General features: G+C 42.1%; 18 protein-coding genes. 12 read left to right on the top strand and 6 right to left on the bottom strand.

Features of this window, described 5'->3' with window-relative positions:
* Window positions 1-32: 32 nt before the first annotated feature.
* Complete coding sequence (locus tag B9Y81_RS09270) at window positions 33-1,073, bottom strand: glycoside hydrolase family 43 protein (protein WP_085536739.1); 1,041 nt, start codon at window positions 1,071-1,073, stop codon at window positions 33-35.
* A gap of 11 nt (window positions 1,074-1,084) precedes the next feature.
* Entirely contained in the window at window positions 1,085-1,684 is a 600-nt protein-coding gene (gene yihA / locus B9Y81_RS09265; protein ID WP_085536738.1) for a ribosome biogenesis GTP-binding protein YihA/YsxC, read from the bottom strand.
* Between the two features lie 120 nt (window positions 1,685-1,804).
* Here yihA and B9Y81_RS09260 point away from each other — a divergent pair, with 120 nt between their 5' ends.
* Entirely contained in the window at window positions 1,805-2,704 is a 900-nt protein-coding gene (locus tag B9Y81_RS09260) for a ThuA domain-containing protein (RefSeq protein ID WP_085536737.1), read from the top strand.
* Between the two features lie 125 nt (window positions 2,705-2,829).
* On the opposite strand, the gene spt is transcribed toward B9Y81_RS09260, so the two are convergent.
* Together spt and B9Y81_RS09250 are read right to left on the bottom strand one after the other, a co-directional pair.
* The gene (gene spt, locus B9Y81_RS09255) at window positions 2,830-4,017 is read right to left on the bottom strand and encodes a serine palmitoyltransferase (RefSeq protein WP_085536736.1); all 1,188 of its coding nucleotides are present in this window, start codon (window positions 4,015-4,017) and stop codon (window positions 2,830-2,832) included.
* A 146-nt stretch (window positions 4,018-4,163) separates the two neighbouring features.
* A complete protein-coding gene (locus B9Y81_RS09250) occupies window positions 4,164-5,432 on the bottom strand; it encodes a DNA recombination protein RmuC (protein WP_085536735.1) in 1,269 nt (422 codons plus the stop codon).
* Between the two features lie 165 nt (window positions 5,433-5,597).
* Here B9Y81_RS09250 and tpx point away from each other — a divergent pair, with 165 nt between their 5' ends.
* The 3 genes from tpx (at window position 5,598) to B9Y81_RS09235 (ending at window position 8,001) form a co-directional block, all read left to right on the top strand.
* Entirely contained in the window at window positions 5,598-6,098 is a 501-nt protein-coding gene (gene tpx / locus B9Y81_RS09245) for a thiol peroxidase (RefSeq protein WP_085536734.1), read from the top strand.
* Window positions 6,099-6,253: 155 nt separating this feature from the next.
* Entirely contained in the window at window positions 6,254-6,790 is a 537-nt protein-coding gene (locus tag B9Y81_RS09240) for an FHA domain-containing protein (RefSeq protein ID WP_085536733.1), read from the top strand.
* Entirely contained in the window at window positions 6,790-8,001 is a 1,212-nt protein-coding gene (locus B9Y81_RS09235) for an MFS transporter (RefSeq protein WP_085536732.1), read from the top strand. The genes B9Y81_RS09240 and B9Y81_RS09235 overlap by 1 nt, the downstream gene beginning before the upstream one ends.
* A gap of 88 nt (window positions 8,002-8,089) precedes the next feature.
* Here B9Y81_RS09235 and B9Y81_RS09230 read toward each other — a convergent pair whose 3' ends face one another.
* Window positions 8,090-8,812 carry an MBL fold metallo-hydrolase gene (locus B9Y81_RS09230; protein WP_085536731.1) on the bottom strand — a complete coding sequence of 241 codons (723 nt, stop codon included), beginning with the start codon at window positions 8,810-8,812 and terminating at the stop codon, window positions 8,090-8,092.
* Window positions 8,813-9,137: 325 nt separating this feature from the next.
* Between B9Y81_RS09230 and metA the strand changes: the two genes are divergently transcribed.
* The 6 genes from metA (at window position 9,138) to gldB (ending at window position 15,417) form a co-directional block, all read left to right on the top strand.
* Window positions 9,138-10,073, top strand: a complete 936-nt coding sequence (gene metA, locus B9Y81_RS09225) for a homoserine O-acetyltransferase MetA (protein ID WP_085536730.1) — start codon at window positions 9,138-9,140, stop codon at window positions 10,071-10,073.
* A gap of 2 nt (window positions 10,074-10,075) precedes the next feature.
* The gene (locus B9Y81_RS09220) at window positions 10,076-11,905 is read left to right on the top strand and encodes a peptidase U32 family protein (protein ID WP_085536729.1); all 1,830 of its coding nucleotides are present in this window, start codon (window positions 10,076-10,078) and stop codon (window positions 11,903-11,905) included.
* A gap of 25 nt (window positions 11,906-11,930) precedes the next feature.
* On the top strand, window positions 11,931-12,740 hold the full coding sequence (locus B9Y81_RS09215; RefSeq protein ID WP_085536728.1) for a peptidylprolyl isomerase: 810 nt from the start codon (window positions 11,931-11,933) through the stop codon (window positions 12,738-12,740).
* 15 nt (window positions 12,741-12,755) lie between these two features.
* Complete coding sequence (locus B9Y81_RS09210; protein WP_085536727.1) at window positions 12,756-13,880, top strand: DNA polymerase III subunit; 1,125 nt, start codon at window positions 12,756-12,758, stop codon at window positions 13,878-13,880.
* A gap of 55 nt (window positions 13,881-13,935) precedes the next feature.
* On the top strand, window positions 13,936-14,334 hold the full coding sequence (locus B9Y81_RS09205; protein WP_217809498.1) for a Dabb family protein: 399 nt from the start codon (window positions 13,936-13,938) through the stop codon (window positions 14,332-14,334).
* A gap of 90 nt (window positions 14,335-14,424) precedes the next feature.
* Window positions 14,425-15,417 (top strand): gliding motility lipoprotein GldB, encoded by a 993-nt coding sequence (gene gldB / locus B9Y81_RS09200; protein ID WP_085536726.1) that lies wholly within the window; start codon window positions 14,425-14,427, stop codon window positions 15,415-15,417.
* A gap of 183 nt (window positions 15,418-15,600) precedes the next feature.
* Here the strand turns inward: gldB and B9Y81_RS09195 are convergent, their stop codons facing one another.
* Window positions 15,601-17,691 (bottom strand): dipeptidyl-peptidase Dpp5, encoded by a 2,091-nt coding sequence (locus tag B9Y81_RS09195; RefSeq protein WP_217809497.1) that lies wholly within the window; start codon window positions 17,689-17,691, stop codon window positions 15,601-15,603.
* Window positions 17,692-17,777: 86 nt separating this feature from the next.
* On the opposite strand from B9Y81_RS09195, the gene B9Y81_RS09190 reads away from it, so the two are divergent.
* Together B9Y81_RS09190 and B9Y81_RS09185 are read left to right on the top strand one after the other, a co-directional pair.
* A complete protein-coding gene (locus tag B9Y81_RS09190; RefSeq protein WP_085536724.1) occupies window positions 17,778-18,251 on the top strand; it encodes an SPOR domain-containing protein in 474 nt (157 codons plus the stop codon).
* A gap of 87 nt (window positions 18,252-18,338) precedes the next feature.
* Window positions 18,339-18,806 (top strand): WbuC family cupin fold metalloprotein, encoded by a 468-nt coding sequence (locus B9Y81_RS09185; protein WP_085536723.1) that lies wholly within the window; start codon window positions 18,339-18,341, stop codon window positions 18,804-18,806.
* Window positions 18,807-18,867 lie beyond the last annotated feature (61 nt).

Genomic DNA, 18,867 nt, shown 5'->3' with positions numbered 1-18,867 from the left:
GCGTTTTTGTGCTATATTTTGCGCGTTTTATATTACTCACGGATCTCTTTTTTTAAGACAAGTGTTTCTCCTATGTCTTCTAATTCATAAATGTGGGCTCTTTCGGCTCCGTCGGGAGAGTTCGGACCGTGGAAAGTTATGTACAGTTTTCCTTCAAATGACTTGAAGATCATTCCGTGACCGCCATTTTTGTGAAACAGCGGGGTGGGTTGTTGCTTCCATGGGCCTGCTATCTTTCCGGTTACTGATTCGGCAATGCCTATGGCGTATTCTCCATTCATAAAACTGGACCAGATCATCAATAGCTTGTTGCTTTTTGTTTGATAAATAAAGCAACCGTCTGTTACATAGGAGGTGAGAGGGAGTGGAGCTTCATGAGAAGAGCCCGTTGACCAATCGGCTGCTGAAGCGCAAAATAAAGTCATCGATTTACCTACAGGGGCTGATAGATCCGGAGCTAATTGTACCAACTCCATTGTACCATCTGCAATTTGAACCCATTCATGACAGTAGATCATGTAAGGTACGCCATCTTCTTCCCAAAGAGTTCCGTCGAGCGCCATTCTGTCCATCGGTGTGTGGGGTGTTAAATCAAACGGAAGGAATGGTCCTTCCGGAGAATCCGCATGAAAGATCTGTGTGCCTCTGAATAAATACGCCGGCCAGCCTTTTTGGCTTTTCTTCCATTGGATATCACTATTGAGGGTGGCAAACAAATAATACTTTCCATTATATTCATGTACCTCCGGTGCCCAGACACGTCCTGTTATCCAGTTCTTTTCGGGAACAGTGAATACCTGAACAGGTCCTTCCCAGTTTTTGAGATCTTTGCTTTTAAGAACTTCCACTCCACCAAGATGCGTGCCCTTTGTATTGGTCTTGCTTGATGAGCGATACATATAATATGTATTCGTTTTTAAATCAGGCAGAATATAAGGATCGCGAATATAGATGTCGGTTAATGACTTGTTTTCGGTTTGTGGGGCGGATGTTTCTTTGTTTCCTGCAAAACTTGTTGAACAAAAGCAGGCGAGTCCTATCCAGACACTGAAAAAGCTAATAAGTGGTTTCATCAGAATTGTATTTAATAAAGTCTTTTATTTATTTCGTCAATGTAATTAAGTATTTCTTCACGCCCTTCTTTACTGGTAGACGATGAAAGCAGTATAGGCGGAAGTTCTTCCCAGGTTTCCAGCAATTTTTCTTTGTAAGCATTGATGTTTTCTGTTAGCCGGCTTTTGCTAACCTTGTCCGTTTTAGTGAAAATGATAGAAAAAGGGATACTACTATTCCCAAGCCATTCCATAAACTCTAGGTCAATCTTTTGTGCATCATGCCGGCAATCCAATAAAAGGAATAAGTTAGTCAGCTGCAACCGTTTCAGAATGTAGGCATCGATTATTTTGCGAATTTTCTCTCTACCATCTTTACCCCGCTGCGCGTAACCATATCCGGGAAGATCGACCAGATACCAATTGTTGTTGATGATGAAATGATTGATAAGCTGCGTCTTACCCGGCTTTTGCGAAGTCATTGCAAGCCCTTTCCTATTCGTCAGCATATTGATCAGTGACGATTTTCCCACATTACTACGACCGATAAAAGCGTATTCCGGCAAATTACCTTCCGGACATTTTTTTACATCGGTATTGCTGATCACAAATTCGGCACTTTTTATTTCCATTTTTACTTTATTATTTCTTTGCTTTCGCAAAATTAGTCAAAATTGTCCGTTTATCAGTAAGTTAGTTATAATTGAAGTTGTATATTTGAGGTGTTAAATCTATAAATACAACTATTCATCATGAAGAAAATCTACGGACTTATCCTGTTTTTTGGACTAATGACAGTCTTTTCCATATCAGCAAAAAAACCGATTAGCACCCTAATCCTTACGGGACAAAATAATCACAACTGGCCGGTGAGTAGTGTTGCCATGAAGCAAATTCTAGAGAATTCAGGGCAATTTCAGGTGGATGTACTTATCTCTCCAGAAAAAGGAGAAGATATGTCGGGGTTTATTGTGGATTTCTCTTCCTATAAATTAGTGGTTCTTGATTATAACGGCGACCATTGGCCCGAAGAAACGAAAAACCGTTTCATACAATATGCTAAAAACGGAGGTGGTATCGTGGTTTATCATGCTGCCGATAATCCTTTTCCCGACTGGGACGAATACAGCAAAATCTGTGCTTTAGGTGGCTGGGAAGGACGAGATGAAAAGTCCGGCCCCTACGTTTATTGGAAAGACGGTGCTCTATTTAAGGATATGAGTCCGGGAACAGGCGGATCTCATGGTAAGCAACATGAGTATGTGTTGAACAATAGAAATGCCGTACATCCTATAACTGAAGGTCTGCCATTGCAATGGTTGCATGCCTTAGACGAACTCTACGACAGAATGCGCGGTCCGGGCAATATTAAAGACATTCTTTATACGGCCTATTCAGACAAAGAAACCGGAGGTTCAGGGCGTGAAGAGCCGCTGGTCTTTACAGTTGATTATGGCAAAGCGCGTATTTTCCATACCATGATAGGGCATGCCGGTGAAACGCTCGAGAAAAGTCCGGCTATGCAATGCGTAGGATTTCAGGAGTTATTACTCCGGGGAGCAGAATGGGCGGCTACAGGTAAAGTGACCCGGAAAATACCCGCAGACTTTCCAACATTAGGTGAATCAAGATTAAGAAAGGAATATAAATAACATTGTTACCATTCAACGCAATACTTATTGTGGGGAGTATAAATCACTGAAACGAAAAAACCGGAACCCAGTAGAAGTTATCCTACTCAGTTCCGGTTTTCTGTTGTACTATCGAATGTTGTGCTTTATTCAATTAAACCGTACTTTTTAAATATTGTACGTATTGCTTCAAGCGCTTTGTCCAACTGTTCTTTTGTATGTGTTGCCATTAATGAGAAACGGATTAACGTGTCTTGTGGGGCAACCGCCGGAGATACTACCGGATTAACAAATATTCCTGCGTCAAAGAGTTCTTTAACGATAAGGAATGTCAAGTCGTTATCGCGAATGAAAAGCGGAATGATAGGAGTTGATGTATGTCCTATTTCACAACCCATGTCGCGGAATCCTTTTAATGCGTAGTTGGTTAATTCCCATAGCTTCTCAATTCTTTCAGGTTCGCTCAGCATAATGTCTAACGCGGCATTTGCGGCAGCAGTTGCGGCCGGTGTATTGCTTGCACTGAATATATATGAGCGTGAATTGTGTCTGAGGTAGTTGATTGTTTCCTTGTCTGAAGCGATGAATCCACCGATTGAAGCAAAAGATTTGCTGAATGTTCCCATAATCAGGTCAACATCGTCGGTTACGCCAAAGTGGTTACACGTGCCTCGTCCCTGTGCACCCAAAACACCTATTCCATGTGCTTCATCAACCATAATACTTGCGTTATATTTCTTCGCAAGCGCAACGATTCCCGGCAGGTTGGCAATGTCTCCTTCCATACTAAACACACCATCAATGACAATGAGCTTTATTTTGTCCGGCTCACATTTCTGGAGTTGCTTTTCCAGCGAATCCATGTCGTTGTGTTTGAATTTTAATTTAGTGGAGAAAGACAGTCTGTGACCTTCAATGATCGAAGCATGATCCAGTTCATCCCATATAATATAGTCTTCGCGTCCGGTAAGGCAGGATACGACTCCTAAATTCACCTGAAATCCGGTTGAATAGATGATCGCATCTTCTTTGCCTACGAACTCAGCCAAACGTTTTTCCAATTGAATATGCAGATCTAATGTTCCGTTGAGGAACCTCGATCCGGCACATCCTGTACCGTATTTTTCGATTGCTTCAATAGCCGCTTGTTTAACTTTCGGATGGTTAGTTAGTCCTAAATAAGCATTTGAACCAAACATTAATACCTTTTTCCCATTGATCTGAACCTCTGTATCCTGATCACTTTCGATCATGCGGAAATAAGGATAAATCCCTGCCGCCATAGCCTTTTGTGGAAGATCGTACTTTGATAATTTCTCTTGTAAAAGTCTCATGTTTAAGTAAAGAGAATGTTTTTATTGAATAATAAAACCGGGTATTTATGTAAATGAAATACCGTAGGTTTATAGAAATCAGGCACAAAAATACAAAAAAACTTATCACAAAGAAACTACCCTTGCCTTTATTCTTATTTATGTAATTATTGTGTGTTGTTTTCTCTTTCTTTTTCAAGTGATCCTATTTCCGGTATTATGTTTCGCGCTTCTTTTTCGCCAAGAGAATCTACATCTTTTAATCTTCGTTGTATAGCACGGGTGCGGGTTCCGAGCACTTCTTCTATTTGTCCGCTGGCGGTCTGCAGGTTTTTTTGCGCTTTTTCCAACATGCCGCCAACTTTTTCAAATTCTTTTTTCACAGCTCCCAGAATAGTCCATACTTCGCCCGAATGTTTTTGTATGGCTAACGTGCGGAATCCCATTTGTAAACTGTTGAGAATGGCTGCTAAGGTGGTTGGTCCGGTAACAACTACCTTGTATTGTCTTTGTAAATCCTCAAGTAAGGCCGAGCGGCGAACTACCTCAGCATATATGCCTTCAAAAGGGAGAAACATAATGCCGAAGTCTGTTGTGGCTGGAGGAGCAAGGTATTTGTCCGAAATATCTTTAGCCATGCGGCGTATGGTAGATTCAAGCAGTTTGCCTGCTGTTTCAATTGCTTGCGGATCTGCCTTGTCGTAAGCATCAAGCAGCTGTTCGTAAATGTCTTTCGGGAATTTCGCATCTATTGGGAGATAAACGTAATCCCGCATATTATCTTTGCCCGGCAATTTAACGGCAAACTCAACTAAGGCATCTGATCCTTTTTTAGTGCGGACATTTGCTTCATACTGTTCCGGGGCAAGTATTTGTTCAAGTAGCATGCTGAGTTGAATCTCTCCGATGTTTCCTCTGGTTTTAACGTTGCTTAGTACCCGTTTGAGTCCACCTACATCTTGTGCAAGCGTTTGCATTTCGCCAAGCCCCTTTTGTACACTTTCTAATTGCTCGGTAACCAGACGGAAGGATTGTCCAATACGCTCATTGAGTGTTTTCTGAAGTTTTTCATCTACCGTCAAACGTATTTCTTCGAGGCGTTTCTCCGTTTGTTTCACTAATTGCTGCTGCTGTTCACTCATCGCGGAAAATTTTTCACGCTGAAGCGTATTAAAAGAAAGGATGCTGCGCTCAAAGGTGTCCTGAAATTCACGGAGTGAGCGAGACAGTTCCTCCCGGTTTTCTTTTGCCGCTTTCCGGCTTTCTTCCCGGTTTATATGAAAGTCTTCCCGGAAGTTCTTTTCAATCCGCGAGAATACTTTTTCTATTTCCTCTGATAGCTCAGTGTTCTTTCTGCTCTTTTGCTGAGAAAGATAATAAAAGACTGTTTGCAGTATGCCTAAACCTATAAAACCACCGATAATCCACCACTCCATAAAATTAATTAATCAAATTTTATTCAAAGATAGAGATAAGCCCTTGTTCATAGGTACTTAAAAAGAGTTAAAACCGGAACAATCTTATATACCTCTTGTTTTATTTATGAAACTTATAAAGACTATATTTGGAATTATAAAAACCAATAAAAAGATATTAACATAATGGCAACAGTAAAATTTAAAGGAAACGACGTACATACAAATGGTGCTTTACCTGTTGTGGGCTCATTAGCTCCCGACTTTAAAGGAGTGAAAACGGATTTATCCGAACTTAAATTAAGCGATTTAAAAGGGAAGAAAGTGGTAATAAATGTCTTCCCGAGTCTGGATACGGCCGTTTGCGCGGCTTCTGTAAGAAGATTCAATAAAGAAGCAGCTTCATTAGAGAACACAGTAGTGTTGGCACTTTCAAAAGATTTGCCATTTGCGCATGCTCGTTTCTGTACAACGGAAGGTATTGATAAGGTGGTACCACTATCTGCTTTTCGTTGTTCTTGCTTTGAAGAAAAATATGGCTTGTTGTTCGAAGACGGACCGCTGAAAGGACTTTTAGCCCGTGCGGTAATAGTAGTCGGAGAAGACGGCAAAATAATATATGAAGAATTGGTTTCTGAAACAACTTCAGAGCCAAATTATGACGCTGCGTTAGCGTCTCTTAAGTAAAACAATGTAGATTATTGTTTTTCATTGGTTAAAGTTAAGGGTTAGTGTAGAGAGTCGCCTGATGTGAATCGCGCGACTCTCGTTTTTTTTATGGCAATATACTAAAAAAGTGTACCTTTGCAACCGTTTAGAAACAGGTCTTATATAGGTAGGTTATGAAGAGAATATTCTGTCCGAAATGTGATAATCAGTTGACTTTTGATGAAAAGAAGTTTCCCGATGCAAAAGCTTTAGCCTTTGTTTGTCCGGGTTGCGGTCATCAATTCAAAATACGTTTAGGACGTAAATTGATTAAAACTGAATCCGGAGAAATTAAAGAAGTAAAAGAAGCAGATTATACCTGTGGGTATATTCATGTGATTGAAAATACGTTTGGTTTTAAGCAATATTTCCCGTTGGTACCGGGTGATAACCTGATTGGGCGTCGTAATAAAGACACGGATGGGGTTGATATCGAAATTATTACCGCAGACCCGAGTTTAGGACGTAAGCATTGCGTTATTCATGTAAAAGAAAATAACGGAACATATAGCTACACATTACGGGATTTCCCCAGCCTGACAGGTACCTTTTTAAATAATTACTGCCTTGGCAAGAAAGAACAGGTGCTCATTGAAGGAGGGGCGGTTGTGACTATTGGCGCAACTACATTTATTTTACACGAGGCTGGTGAAAAGCCAGAAGATGATTGATGACAAACGGAACTTCTACCCGGCCGGTTAGTGGAACGGCCTTTAAAGTACTGATAATTCTTAGTATCTCGCATTGCCTGAACGATCTCTTGCAATCGGTTATCGCAGCAGTATATCCGCTTTTTAAGGATGATCTGGCACTTAGCTTTGCCCAGATTGGTTTAATCACATTGATTTATCAGATGTCTGCTTCGGTTTTTCAACCGATTATGGGACTTTATTTCGATAAACACCCGTCGCCCTGGTCTTTGCCTATTGGCATGAGTTCCACATTGGCCGGAATGCTTTGTCTGGCATTCTCACATACATTAACCTGGGTATTGATCTCTGTCTCTTTAGTCGGATTCGGATCGTCCATTCTTCACCCCGAAGCATCCCGATTAACCTCATTGGCTTCCGGAGGGAAACGTGGGTTAGCGCAATCGTTGTTTCAGGTGGGAGGCAATTTAGGCGGATCTTTAGGACCATTAATGGTAGCCTTGATTGTGGCTCCTTACGGGCGGGAGAATATTGCCTTGTTTGCCATATTGGCTTTTATTGCTATTCTGGTTATGATTCCGGTATGCCTCTGGTATAAAAGGCGGTTACAGCTACTAAAAATAGAAGAGCAAGCAGCACCCAAGCATGTAAAAATGCCTTTACCTAAAAAAACAACCCTGTTTGCTATTGCTATCCTTTTGATTCTGATTTTTTCTAAATATGTATATATGGCCAGTCTGACGAGCTATTATACATTTTATCTGATAGAAAAATTCGGTGTTACTGTTCAGGATTCCCAATTCTACTTATTTGTCTTTCTCTTTGCTACCGCGGCAGGAACTCTTCTTGGCGGTCCCATAGGAGATAAGATAGGACGCAGATATGTTATCTGGATTTCTATTCTAGGAGCAGCACCTTTTACCTTGTTTATGCCGCATGTGAATTTGGTTCTGACTATTGTGTTGAGTTTCTGTGCCGGACTGATGCTTGCCTCCGCGTTTCCTGCTATTCTGTTGTACGCGCAGGAATTGCTTCCTTATAAATTAGGACTCATTTCGGGGCTTTTCTTCGGATTGGCATTTGGCATTGCCGGAATAGCTTCGGCAGTACTCGGAGACATGGCAGACACATACGGCATAGAAGCCGTTTACAACGTCTGCGCTTATATGCCGTTACTTGGTTTGGTCACCTTTTTCCTGCCGGATCTCAAAAAAGCAGAAAACAAAAATTAAAAATCAACTCCCAACTCCCAACTCCCAACTCCTAACTCCCAACTTCTAACTCCTAACTCCCAACTTCTAACTCCTAACTCCTAACCCCTTACATCTCCCGAAGTCTTACCTCCGTAGAGCTGCCGGCTAACTTATCAGCCAGCTGCTGAACCGGTGTGTTTCCGCAATGATAAGGATAAAGTATGCGTGGAGAAAACATGTTGGTTGCGTTAACTGCCTGATCTATCGTCATTGTGTAAGGCTGATTAACAGGCAGGAAAGCAATGTCGATCTCTTTGAGATTTTTCATCTCCGGTACATCTTCCGTATCTCCTGCAATATAAACCCGCAGATTGTCAAACGTCAAAACAAAGCCATTGTCTCGGTGGCGAGGATGAAATTGAGTCCTTCCTTCGGTGTAATTGTAGGCCGGAACAGCTTCCAGTTTGAGATAATCGGTCGGTTCGGATTTATCGCCATTTTTCATAACGGTTCCTTTCCCTAAAATATCCCGGCAGGCTTGATTAGTAACCAGGATTGTACCCGCTTTCTCTATTTTCTGCAAAGCCACTTGATCTAAATGATCACCGTGCTCGTGAGTCAGTAGCGTAATATCCGCTTTAGGCAACGCATCATAATCAACATACTTTGAAATAGGATCCACATGAATGATCTTGCCATTAAAAGAAAGCATCAGACTACTGTGCTTGATGAAAGTAATGATCAATTCTCCTCCATTCTGCGTTTTGAATGTATCGGTTTTCAACGAAGAACCCATAACAGTTCCTGTCACGAATAACCCCATTAAGAATAATATAAAACGCTGTTTCATAGTTTCTATATTTAATGAATGTAGAAGCTAAATATAGGGAATATTTTGTAAAAAAAACGCATTTTTAAAGGCGTTGAAAATCAATGTCTTTTTTGCCCGAAAAACATAAAGGTTATTTTTCGAAAAATAAAGGATATTTTTTGAAAAATAAAGGATATGTTTTTTTTTATAAAGGATGCAAATAAACGGATGGCTCCGAATAACTGATTTGAGCTGTTTGCAAGTTTGGCTATTTTCGGAAAATTGATCTATTATTTGTTATGCTTTCTTTAGGTAGTGAGTTTTTTGTACTTTTGTTTTTATTACAAACTACAGAGGATTAGAGATGCCATTAAACTTACAAAAGAATTTGCCGGCTATTGAGCTGTTGAAAAAAGAACACATATTCGTTATGGATTCGCTTCGCGCGTCCGAACAGGATATTCGTCCGTTGCGTATGATTGTTCTTAACTTAATGCCCCTGAAGATCACTACCGAAACTGATCTGGTGCGCTTATTGAGTAATAGTCCTTTGCAAATTGAGCTTCATTTTATGAAGATCAAAGGGCATACCCATAAGCATACGCCGGTTGCCCACATGCAGGAGTTTTATATGAATTTCGAAGATGTATCCGCTGATTATTATGATGGCATGATTGTTACGGGTGCTCCTGTTGAGCAGTTGCCTTTTGAGGAAGTAAATTATTGGGACGAGGTAACTCAGATATTTGACTGGGCGCGTACGCATGTAACCTCTACGTTCTATGTTTGCTGGGCAGCGCAAGCGGCCTTGTTCCATCATTACAAGGTGCCTAAATACGATCTGCCGAACAAGATGTTCGGTGTGTTCAAACATAGCGTTTCAGATTCTTCGTTGCCGATATTCAGAGGTTTTGACGATGAGTTTTTTGTTCCCCATAGCCGCCATACGGAGGTGCGAAGGGAAGACATTCTTCGTGTTCCGGAACTGAAACTGATTTCGGAAAGTAATGACTCAGGCGTCTACATGGTGATGAGTCGCGGAGGACGTGAATTTTATATTACCGGCCATTCCGAATACTCACCCAATACCCTTGGCGACGAGTACCAAAGAGACCGTACGAAAGGGCTGAATATTCAGGTTCCTGCTAATTATTATAGAAACAACGATCCTGCCGACGGCACATTGGTGTTGTGGCGGGGGCATGCCAACTTGTTATTCACAAATTGGCTGAATTATTATATCTATCAGGAAACGCCGTATAAGATTGAAGATATTCAAAAACTGGGAGAATTAGCCTGATTATGGGTAAGGTTCGTGCGATAGAATTGTTGTCTCCCGCAAAGGATTTAACTTGTGGGATAGAAGCGATAAATCACGGGGCAGATGCCGTTTATATCGGTTCGCCGAAATTCGGAGCCCGTGCGTTGGCCGGTAACTCAGTGGCCGATATCGCTGCACTTTGTGATTATGCCCATCGTTTTGATGCCCGCATCTATGTGGCGTTAAACACGCTGTTGCATGAACATGAGTTGGAAGATGCGCTTACGCTGATCTGGGATTTGTATCGTGCCGGCGCTGACGCGCTGATTGTTCAGGATATGGGAATTCTGGAATTGGATCTGCCGCCAATTCCATTGCATGCCAGCACACAAACGGATAATCGAACGATAGAGAAAGTTCGCTTTCTGGAGTCGGCCGGATTTTCGCAAATAGTGCTTGCCCGTGAATTGTCATTGAATGAGATTCGTGGCATTTCGGAAGCTACCACGGCGCGTTTGGAGCTGTTTGTTCACGGTGCGCTTTGTGTAAGCTATAGCGGACAATGCTTTCTTAGTCAGGCGCTAAGCGGACGAAGTGCGAACCGGGGCGAATGCGCCCAATATTGTCGTTTGCCCTACACAATGACGGATGCCGAAGGTAAAGAAATTGTGAGTGAGAAGCACCTGCTTTCGCTGAAAGACTTAAACCGTTCGGATCAACTGGAAGCATTGCTTGATGCCGGTGTTTCTTCTTTTAAGATAGAAGGCCGACTGAAAGATGTTGCTTATGTAAAGAATATAACGGCATACTATCGTAAAAAGTTAGACGCGATATTAGACCGCAGACCGGAATTTGTACGCTCTTCTGTAGGAAAGAGCACTTATACGTTTGAACCCGTGCCCGAAAAGAGTTTCAACAGAGGATTTACCACCTACTTCCTTAACGGACGTAGCCCGGATATTACCTCATTCGACACACCAAAATCAATGGGCGAACCGGTTGGTGTAGTGAAAGAAATAAAAGGGAACTCCTTTACTGTGGCAGGCGTAAAACAACTCAATAATGGAGACGGATTAGTCTTCATCAACGAAAAAGGGGAGCTGGAAGGATTCCGTGTAAATAAAGTAGAGGCAAACAGGGTATACCCACTATCCATGCCGACAATTAAGCCAAAGACAAATTTGTTTCGTAACTACGATCATGTTTTTGAGCAGGAAATGAATAAGCCGACGGCTGAACGGAAATTAAAAGTAGACCTCTCTTTTTCAGACAATAGTTTTGGTTTTACCTTGGGGATAAAAGACGAAACGGGCGTAGGTGCTACAATTACCGAACCGTTCCGGAAAGATCCGGCCCGTAAAAATCAGGACGAAAATATCCGCACGCAACTATCCAAATTAGGAAATACGCCTTTTGAAGCAGTAGCTATTGCTATACAGATGGAAAAAGACTGGTTTGTGCCTTCTTCTCTTCTGGCTGATATGCGCCGTAGGGTAACCGACAAGCTTTTAGCCAACCGGCGGATCCGTTATAACAAAGAGATAGCCGATCGTAAACAGGCTAGGCCCACATTGCCTTATCCTGAACGGCAATTAACTTATCTGGGAAATGTGCTTAATAGTAAAGCCAAGTCTTTTTACCGGGCGCACGGTGTGCAAACAATAGAGCCCGCATTTGAAGCGGTAGCTCAGAAAGATGTTCCGCTGATGTTCACAAAGCATTGTCTGCGCTATTCGATGGGCTGGTGTCCGGTATGGCAAAAGGGAAAGTCGGTTTATAAGGAACCCTTTTATTTATCCTATAAAGACGTGAGGTTGCGCCTGAATTTCGATTGTAGCGTATGCAGAATGTTAGTTTTCGCCGAACAATAATATTAATCCCAATAAATAATAAGCCATGAAACTACCGCAGGTTTTTCTATTCCTTATGCTTTTGATCGTGACCGCAGGTTGTGCCGAAAAAGCACTTGACCCGTCAAAACCGGTCTATGTGAAAATCAAAACATCAATGGGTGATGTAACCGTGCTGTTGTATGACGACACGCCATTGCACAGGGATAATTTTATTAAACTCTGTCAGACAGCCGCGCACGACAGCGTATTGTTTCATCGCATTATAAAAGACTTCGTAGTGCAAGGTGGCGACCCGGATAGTAAAGCACATGAGCCGGGTGTTCGTTATGGCAGTTCGTCGGGAGGCTATACTGTGCCTGCCGAGATTCTTCCGCATTACTTCAATAAACGAGGAGCCTTGATCGACGCCAAACAAATAGATGACACAAATCCCGAACGCGCTTCTGCCGGTACCCAATTTTGTTTTGTGCAAGGGAAATTGCATACGGACGAAGAACTGGATCAACGTGAAGAACGGATCAATAATATCCGGAAGAATTGGTTCTATCATACATTTAAAGCGCGCGTTTGTGCCGAACAACCGGATTTGTTGCCGGATTCGCTGGATGTAATCGTGAACCGTATGCTAACCGACACATTGGCTACAGTAGAACCCTATCGTATTCCGGAAGAAAGACGAGCATATTATAAAACAACCGGCGGAGTGCCACATTTAGACGGTTCTGTTACTATCTTTGGTGAAGTAACAGAAGGCTTCGATATTGTAGAAAAGATGTCACTTGTAGAAACGGATGAATTTGATCGTCCGTTGCAGGATGTAATGGTTCTCAGTACGAAAGTTTTTCAGAAATAAAGATAAATAAAGCTCATGTACTTTAAAGATATCATTGGACAGGAAGATGTTAAACAAAAGCTGATAGAGTCTGCTTGTAAGGGGATTGTGCCGCATGCGCAATTGCTTTGTGAAACAGGGGGTGCCGGAGCTTTTCCGTTGGCGCTTGCTTACGCCAGATACCTGAATTGTACGAATAGGGGAGACGCTGACGCTTGCGGACGATGTCCCTCTTGTGTAAAGTATAATGAGTATGCTCATCCGGATTTGCATTTTGTCTATCCTATTGTAGCCAAGAAAGATAAGAAGAAAGAGGTATGTGATGATTACCTGGCTGAATGGCGACCGTTCCTGCGAAGCCGGACTTATTTTAATTTGGATAATTGGCTTGAAGCCATTGACGCGGGAAACTCCCAGCCGCTGATCTATTCGAAAGAAAGTGATGAAATTGTACGTAAGCTTAGTCTTCGTATTTACGAAGCTGAATACCGCATTTTGTTGATCTGGCTTCCTGAAAAACTACATCCTACCTGTGCCAATAAATTGCTGAAAATAATAGAAGAGCCACCGCAGAATACCGTAATCTTGATGGTGTCTGAACAGCCCGATCTGATATTGGGTACAATCCAGTCTCGTTCTCAACGGATCACTATCCGCCCGATTGCTCAGGAGGCTATTGTTGCTTCTATGCTCTCTCAATACGGTATTTCGCCTGATGATGCGCGTCATGTGGCTCATTTGTCGGGAGGTAATTATTTAAAAGCGGTTGAGGCGATCAGTCTTGGCGAGGAAAAAGAGTATTTTCTGGAGCTTTTTAAGAGTATGATGCGTAATTCATGGGCGCGCAACGTAAAAGGAATGAAAGCTACGGCAGATGAATTGGCTTCTCTCGGTAGAGAGCGGCAAAAAGGTTTTCTTTCTTATTGTCAGCACCTGATACGTGAAAACTTTGTCTATCGTTTTCAGGCACCGGAACTGAACTATATGAACGCGCCCGAAGCAGGTTTCTCGGTTAAATTCTCTCCGTTTGTTAACGAGCGGAATGTTTTTGATTTGATGGACGAACTTGCAAAAGCAGAACTGCATATCACCCAGAATGTAAACGCGAAGATGGTCTTTTTCGATCTGTCTTTACAGCTTACCGTTCTGATAAAAAAATAAGCGGTGCGAAGCTTCCACCGTAGTTTTGTGTAATATCATTAATGAATTAAAATTTATGAAGAGAAGAAAGTTTTTTGCGAATGCCGGAGCTGTTGCTTTGACAGCTGCCGCATCCACAGGTTTTATGAGTGCGGCAATTCCTGCCGGTTTAAAGGAGGGAGAGATCATACATACCGTAATCTTTGATTTGAAACATCCGGTAGGTTCTCCTGATGCAAAGAAATTCATGAAAGACGGATACACTATCCTGACGGCTATTCCCGGAGTGCATGACTTTCAGGCGTTTCGTCAGGTAAGTCCGAAGAATGACTTCCAGTATGGATTTTATATGCGTTTTGTGAATCAGAAAGAATTCGACACCTATACCAATCATCCGGATCACAATAAGTTCGTTGCCGAAAGATGGGAAAAGGAAGTGGTTCGTTTTCAGGAATCGGATTTCGAAATGTTATAAGTAATAAACGATCTGAATTATCGTTTATGTTTTAAGGATTTGACGGCTATGCTTTCTTTATATTTTTTCGTTGTTTAAATACTTATTCCTATGAGATCGATTCTTATATTACTGTTCTTTCACTTGTTTATCCTGACAGCCTGTACAGCTCAGAACACGAAAGTAGTGGCTGTTAAGTCTGATTCACCCGTGTCGATCATACGTTTCGATAAAGAAATATACGAGCTGGTAGAAAAAGACGACAGCTTGTTGTTTCGCGAAATAGTTGGACGTTATCCGGATATGTTCGATATGTTTGGCAAGGGAGTCTTGAATATGCAATCAGTAGATATGCCCGGTTTTCTGGAGCGGTTGGTTAATTATTTCTCTGAGCCGAATCTGTTATCCTTGTATAAAGATGCTCTGGAAAAATACGCGGATATTACAGAAATAGAACAACAACTGGGAGATGGCTTTGCTTTTATTCAAGCTAATTTTCCTGCAATCAAAATACCTGCTGTTTATATGCATGTGTCGGGATTAAACCAGAATGTACTTGCCGGAGAGAATGTTTTGTCTGTTTCTGTAGACAAATACATGGGAAAGGATTACCCTATCTATGAGGCTTTCTTTCATGCGTATGAATGTAATCTGATGACCGGAAAGTTGATTGTTCCGGATTATATCGCCGGCTTACTGCTTTCGGAATATCCTTTTGAAGGAAATGAAAATGTGTTGCTCGACCGTATGATTCAGGAAGGTAAAATTAAATACCTGCTCGAAAAAGCATTGCCGGAAGTAGCTGTGAGCGAACTGTTGGGTTATGAAGAAAAAGATATGGAATGGTGTGAGAAGAATGAAAAAATGCTTTGGCGCACAATTATAGGGAATAAGCAATTATTTACACCGGATCAGATGACTACGGCTCGCTATTTTCAATCTATCCCCAGTACTTTTCTGGCAGACGGCGCACCGGGCAATATCGGTGTATGGTTGGGGTGGAAAATTGTAACCGGCTATATGAATGAAACAAATGCTTCGGCAGGCGAATTAATGCAAGCAAAGGCGCAGGATATATTATCGCAATCCAAATACAAGCCATAAAAAAAAACGTCCTATTCTCACGAATAAGACGAATCTAATTACTAACTAAAATCTAATACCATGAAAAACACTATATCATTATAACAAGCACGTTTAAAAAAAGTTTTATATATCGATAGGAAAAACAAATGGCCTGATAAAAGAAATCTATCAGGCCATTTACTATTTACTATATAGCGATTGTTATTTTAACCATTTATCTAACCAGCTAAAGAATACCCGTTGGAATAGAATACCGTTTTGTGGCTGTGCAATCCAGTGATTTTCGTCCGGGAAGATCAGCATTTCAGCAGGTATTCCTCTTAATTTCGCGGCGTTGAACGCGCTCATACCTTGTGATGCGAGGATGCGGTAATCTAATTCGCCGTGAGTTACTAAAATAGGAGTATCCCATTTCTCAACAAACAAATGAGGTGAGGTAGCAAAAGTCTTTTGGGCAACTTTATTACTCTTGTCCCAATAAGCACCGCCTAAATCCCAATTGGCAAACCATAACTCTTCGGTTTCTAAGTATTGTTGTTCCAGGTTAAAAATACCGGCATGCGCGATAAACGCTTTGAAGCGTTTGTTGTGATGTCCTGCCAACCAGTACACCGAGAATCCGCCGTAGCTTGCGCCTACTGCACCAAGATGATCAGCGTCTACATAAGGCTCTTTAGCTACTTCATCAATAGCGGCAAAGTAATCCTTCATGTTTTGTCCGCCGTAATCTCCGCTGATTTGCTCTAACCATTCCTGTCCGAAACCCGGAAGTCCGCGACGGTTGGGCGCAACGATGATGTAGTCGTTTGCGGCCATCATCTGTAAATTCCAACGATAACTCCAGAATTGGCTGACGGTACTTTGTGGTCCACCCTGACAATAGAGTAGGGCAGGGTATTTCTTGTTCGGATCAAAGTTGGGCGGATAAACAACCCAGGTTAGCATTTGCTTGCCATCCGTTGTTTTGATCCATCTCGGCTCACTTTTACCAAGGGTTAACTGATCCTTTATCGCTTTGTTTTCAAAGCTGATTTCGGTTGCTTCTCCACTTTGTATATTTACATTGAATACTTCCGTAGGCGATTCCATTGACTGACGCAGTGCGATCATGGTGTTTGCCACTACGTCCATGCCTACATAGTCGTATTGCCCCGTTGTGATCTGACGGATGTTTTTATCCAGACCGATTTCCCAGATATGCGTTACAGCTTCCTTGCAGGCGATGTAATAAATAGCCTTGCTGTCTTCCTTCCATTGGAAATCATCGGCGTTATAATCAAACGCATCGGTAAGGTATTGTTTTTCGCCTGTTGCCAGATCGGCTATGAAGAGGCGTTTTTTATCAGACTCGTAACCGTCGCGCTCCTGACTGATCCAGCCGATATATTTGCCATCGGGAGAGAAAGACGGCATCATGTCATACCCCATCATTCCTTCCGTTAGATTTGCGGTGGCTTTGGTTTCGGTATTGTAAATGTATATATCCGAATTGGTAGAGACGCTATAATCCAGACCGGTTTTTTTGCGACTCGCGTAAGCTAACAGTTTGCCGTCGATACTCCATGAAAAATCTTCCACACCACTGAATGGCTTCATCGGGCATTCATACGGTTCGCCTTCCATAATGTCTGTTCCGGCCGTTACCGATTGACCATCAAACGTAGCAATATAAGGATGAGGGATCGTTTCCACCCATTCGTCCCAGTGTTTATACATCAGGTCGTTCACGATGCGTCCTGAAGCTTTGGGTAAGTCCGGATAAACATCACTGCTTCGTTTGCCAAACTTAATGTCACTGAAGAATAAAACTTTACTTTCGTCGGGAGAGAGTAAGAAACCGTTTATGCTTCCTGCATGGTCGCTTACTTTTCTCCGGTTCGTTCCGTCCGCGTTCATTATCCAGATCTGGGAAGAACCGCTTTCGCTGGAAAGAAAAGCAATTTCAGAGCCTCCTTTGATCCATACCGCGTTTTGCTCACTTTGAGGCGTAGCGGTGATCTGCTTCTTGTCGGAACCATCCGTGTTCATAACGAACAACTCGCGATTACCTTTGTTTTGCTCTATGCTGATAAACGTAATGCCATACAAAACCTTCTTTCCGTCTGGCGAAAGTTTCGCGTCGCTTACCCGTGCCATGCTATGAAGAACCTCAGGAGTCATTACCCCGTTTGGTACCTTAACATCGACTCTTCCTATAAGAGGTGCGTTCACCTCCTGTTTCTTTTCCGGCTGTGCGCATGAGCCCAACAACACCGTAGTAGCCATCATCATAGCTCCGATTGTTTTATTCATTTGAGTTGTAATATATTATAAGTTCTACTTGCGAATTTACTAAATATATTTATATCTTTGCATAACTAATTTAAGAACTGAATAGTATGAATAAGATTTGGTTATTGGGAGCCACAATGTGTATGGTATTAGCCTTCGGCTCATGTAAACCTAAGCAAAGTGCTTATAAAGCAGCTTACGAACAGGCTAAAGAGAAAGAATCTACAGTTCCTGTTGAAACTACTTATGAACAGACGGAAGAACCTGTTGCACCGGTTTCTAAACCCAGAACAGCAGACGCGTCAACTCGTCAGGAAAGAATCAGAGCGGCTCAGGGTGAAGATGAAAGCGGTTTGAAACGTTTCAGTGTAGTGATTGGAAGTTTTAAGAACAAAACGAATGCTTATTCTTTGAAAGAACGTATGCAAGGCGAAGGATATAGAGCATTGTTAGGCGAAAACGAACAAGGTATGTTGCGTGTAATTGTTTCCAGCTTTGACAATAAAGCGGATGCGATTGAAAGCAGAGACGGCATAAGATCTCAATTTCATGATGCTTGGATACTTGAAAGACAGTATTGATCAAGTCATGCACGAATAACCAAAGTTAAATAGTAAAAATTATATAAGCGGCTCATAGTTTTGGGTCGCTTTTTTAGTATCAAAAATATGAAGATAATAGATAAACAATTATTAGACCGTACATCTGAAGCAGCGAAAAAATCGCCCCGTTTACGAATGAACCACAATTTTCACGAGCACACCGACGATTTTCTTAATCGGTTGATAAACGCGATCGAGCCGGATAGTTATGTACGACCGCACCGCCATCAGAATCCGGATAAAGAAGAGATATTTTTCCTGTTGAGAGGTAAAGCGGCATTTTTCCTTTTCGATGATGAGGGAAACATAACGGATAAACTAATCTTGAGTCCGGATGAGGGCGTATATGGGGCTGAAATAGCACCGGGAGTCTGGCATTCTTTATTGGTGCTGGAACCGGATACGGTTGTTTACGAAACCAAAAGAGGCCCTTATGCCCCTTTGTCTCCCGAAAATTTTGCTCCGTGGAGCCCTTCGGTGGATGAGGCTGATGCGGCTAAGGAATATATGGAGTACCTGAGATCAAAAATATAATCGGTATAAAAAAGTAGAGACAAGGCAGCCCCTTGTCTCTACGATAATAGCTAATTCCTGT

Origin of the sequence: Massilibacteroides vaginae (assembly GCF_900178525.1) — a bacterium.
Taxonomy (GTDB): domain Bacteria; phylum Bacteroidota; class Bacteroidia; order Bacteroidales; family Tannerellaceae; genus Massilibacteroides; species Massilibacteroides vaginae.
This window is presented reverse-complemented; position numbering and strand designations above follow the sequence as displayed.

Bases quoted from the DNA above. Each gene is read 5' to 3' on its own strand.
- B9Y81_RS09195 (WP_217809497.1), bottom strand. From the start codon at position 17,691: ATGAATAAAACAATCGGAGCTATGATGATGGCTACTACGGTGTTGTTG.
- B9Y81_RS09270 (WP_085536739.1), bottom strand. From the start codon at position 1,073: ATGAAACCACTTATTAGCTTTTTCAGTGTCTGGATAGGACTCGCCTGC.
- B9Y81_RS09240 (WP_085536733.1), top strand. From the start codon at position 6,254: ATGAAGAGAATATTCTGTCCGAAATGTGATAATCAGTTGACTTTTGAT.
- tpx (WP_085536734.1), top strand. From the start codon at position 5,598: ATGGCAACAGTAAAATTTAAAGGAAACGACGTACATACAAATGGTGCT.
- B9Y81_RS09220 (WP_085536729.1), top strand. From the start codon at position 10,076: ATGGGTAAGGTTCGTGCGATAGAATTGTTGTCTCCCGCAAAGGATTTA.
- B9Y81_RS09260 (WP_085536737.1), top strand. From the start codon at position 1,805: ATGAAGAAAATCTACGGACTTATCCTGTTTTTTGGACTAATGACAGTC.
- B9Y81_RS09215 (WP_085536728.1), top strand. From the start codon at position 11,931: ATGAAACTACCGCAGGTTTTTCTATTCCTTATGCTTTTGATCGTGACC.
- B9Y81_RS09230 (WP_085536731.1), bottom strand. From the start codon at position 8,812: ATGAAACAGCGTTTTATATTATTCTTAATGGGGTTATTCGTGACAGGA.
- B9Y81_RS09235 (WP_085536732.1), top strand. From the start codon at position 6,790: ATGACAAACGGAACTTCTACCCGGCCGGTTAGTGGAACGGCCTTTAAA.
- yihA (WP_085536738.1), bottom strand. From the start codon at position 1,684: ATGGAAATAAAAAGTGCCGAATTTGTGATCAGCAATACCGATGTAAAA.
- B9Y81_RS09250 (WP_085536735.1), bottom strand. From the start codon at position 5,432: ATGGAGTGGTGGATTATCGGTGGTTTTATAGGTTTAGGCATACTGCAA.
- B9Y81_RS09210 (WP_085536727.1), top strand. From the start codon at position 12,756: ATGTACTTTAAAGATATCATTGGACAGGAAGATGTTAAACAAAAGCTG.
- metA (WP_085536730.1), top strand. From the start codon at position 9,138: ATGCCATTAAACTTACAAAAGAATTTGCCGGCTATTGAGCTGTTGAAA.
- spt (WP_085536736.1), bottom strand. From the start codon at position 4,017: ATGAGACTTTTACAAGAGAAATTATCAAAGTACGATCTTCCACAAAAG.
- B9Y81_RS09185 (WP_085536723.1), top strand. From the start codon at position 18,339: ATGAAGATAATAGATAAACAATTATTAGACCGTACATCTGAAGCAGCG.
- B9Y81_RS09205 (WP_217809498.1), top strand. From the start codon at position 13,936: ATGAAGAGAAGAAAGTTTTTTGCGAATGCCGGAGCTGTTGCTTTGACA.
- gldB (WP_085536726.1), top strand. From the start codon at position 14,425: ATGAGATCGATTCTTATATTACTGTTCTTTCACTTGTTTATCCTGACA.
- B9Y81_RS09190 (WP_085536724.1), top strand. From the start codon at position 17,778: ATGAATAAGATTTGGTTATTGGGAGCCACAATGTGTATGGTATTAGCC.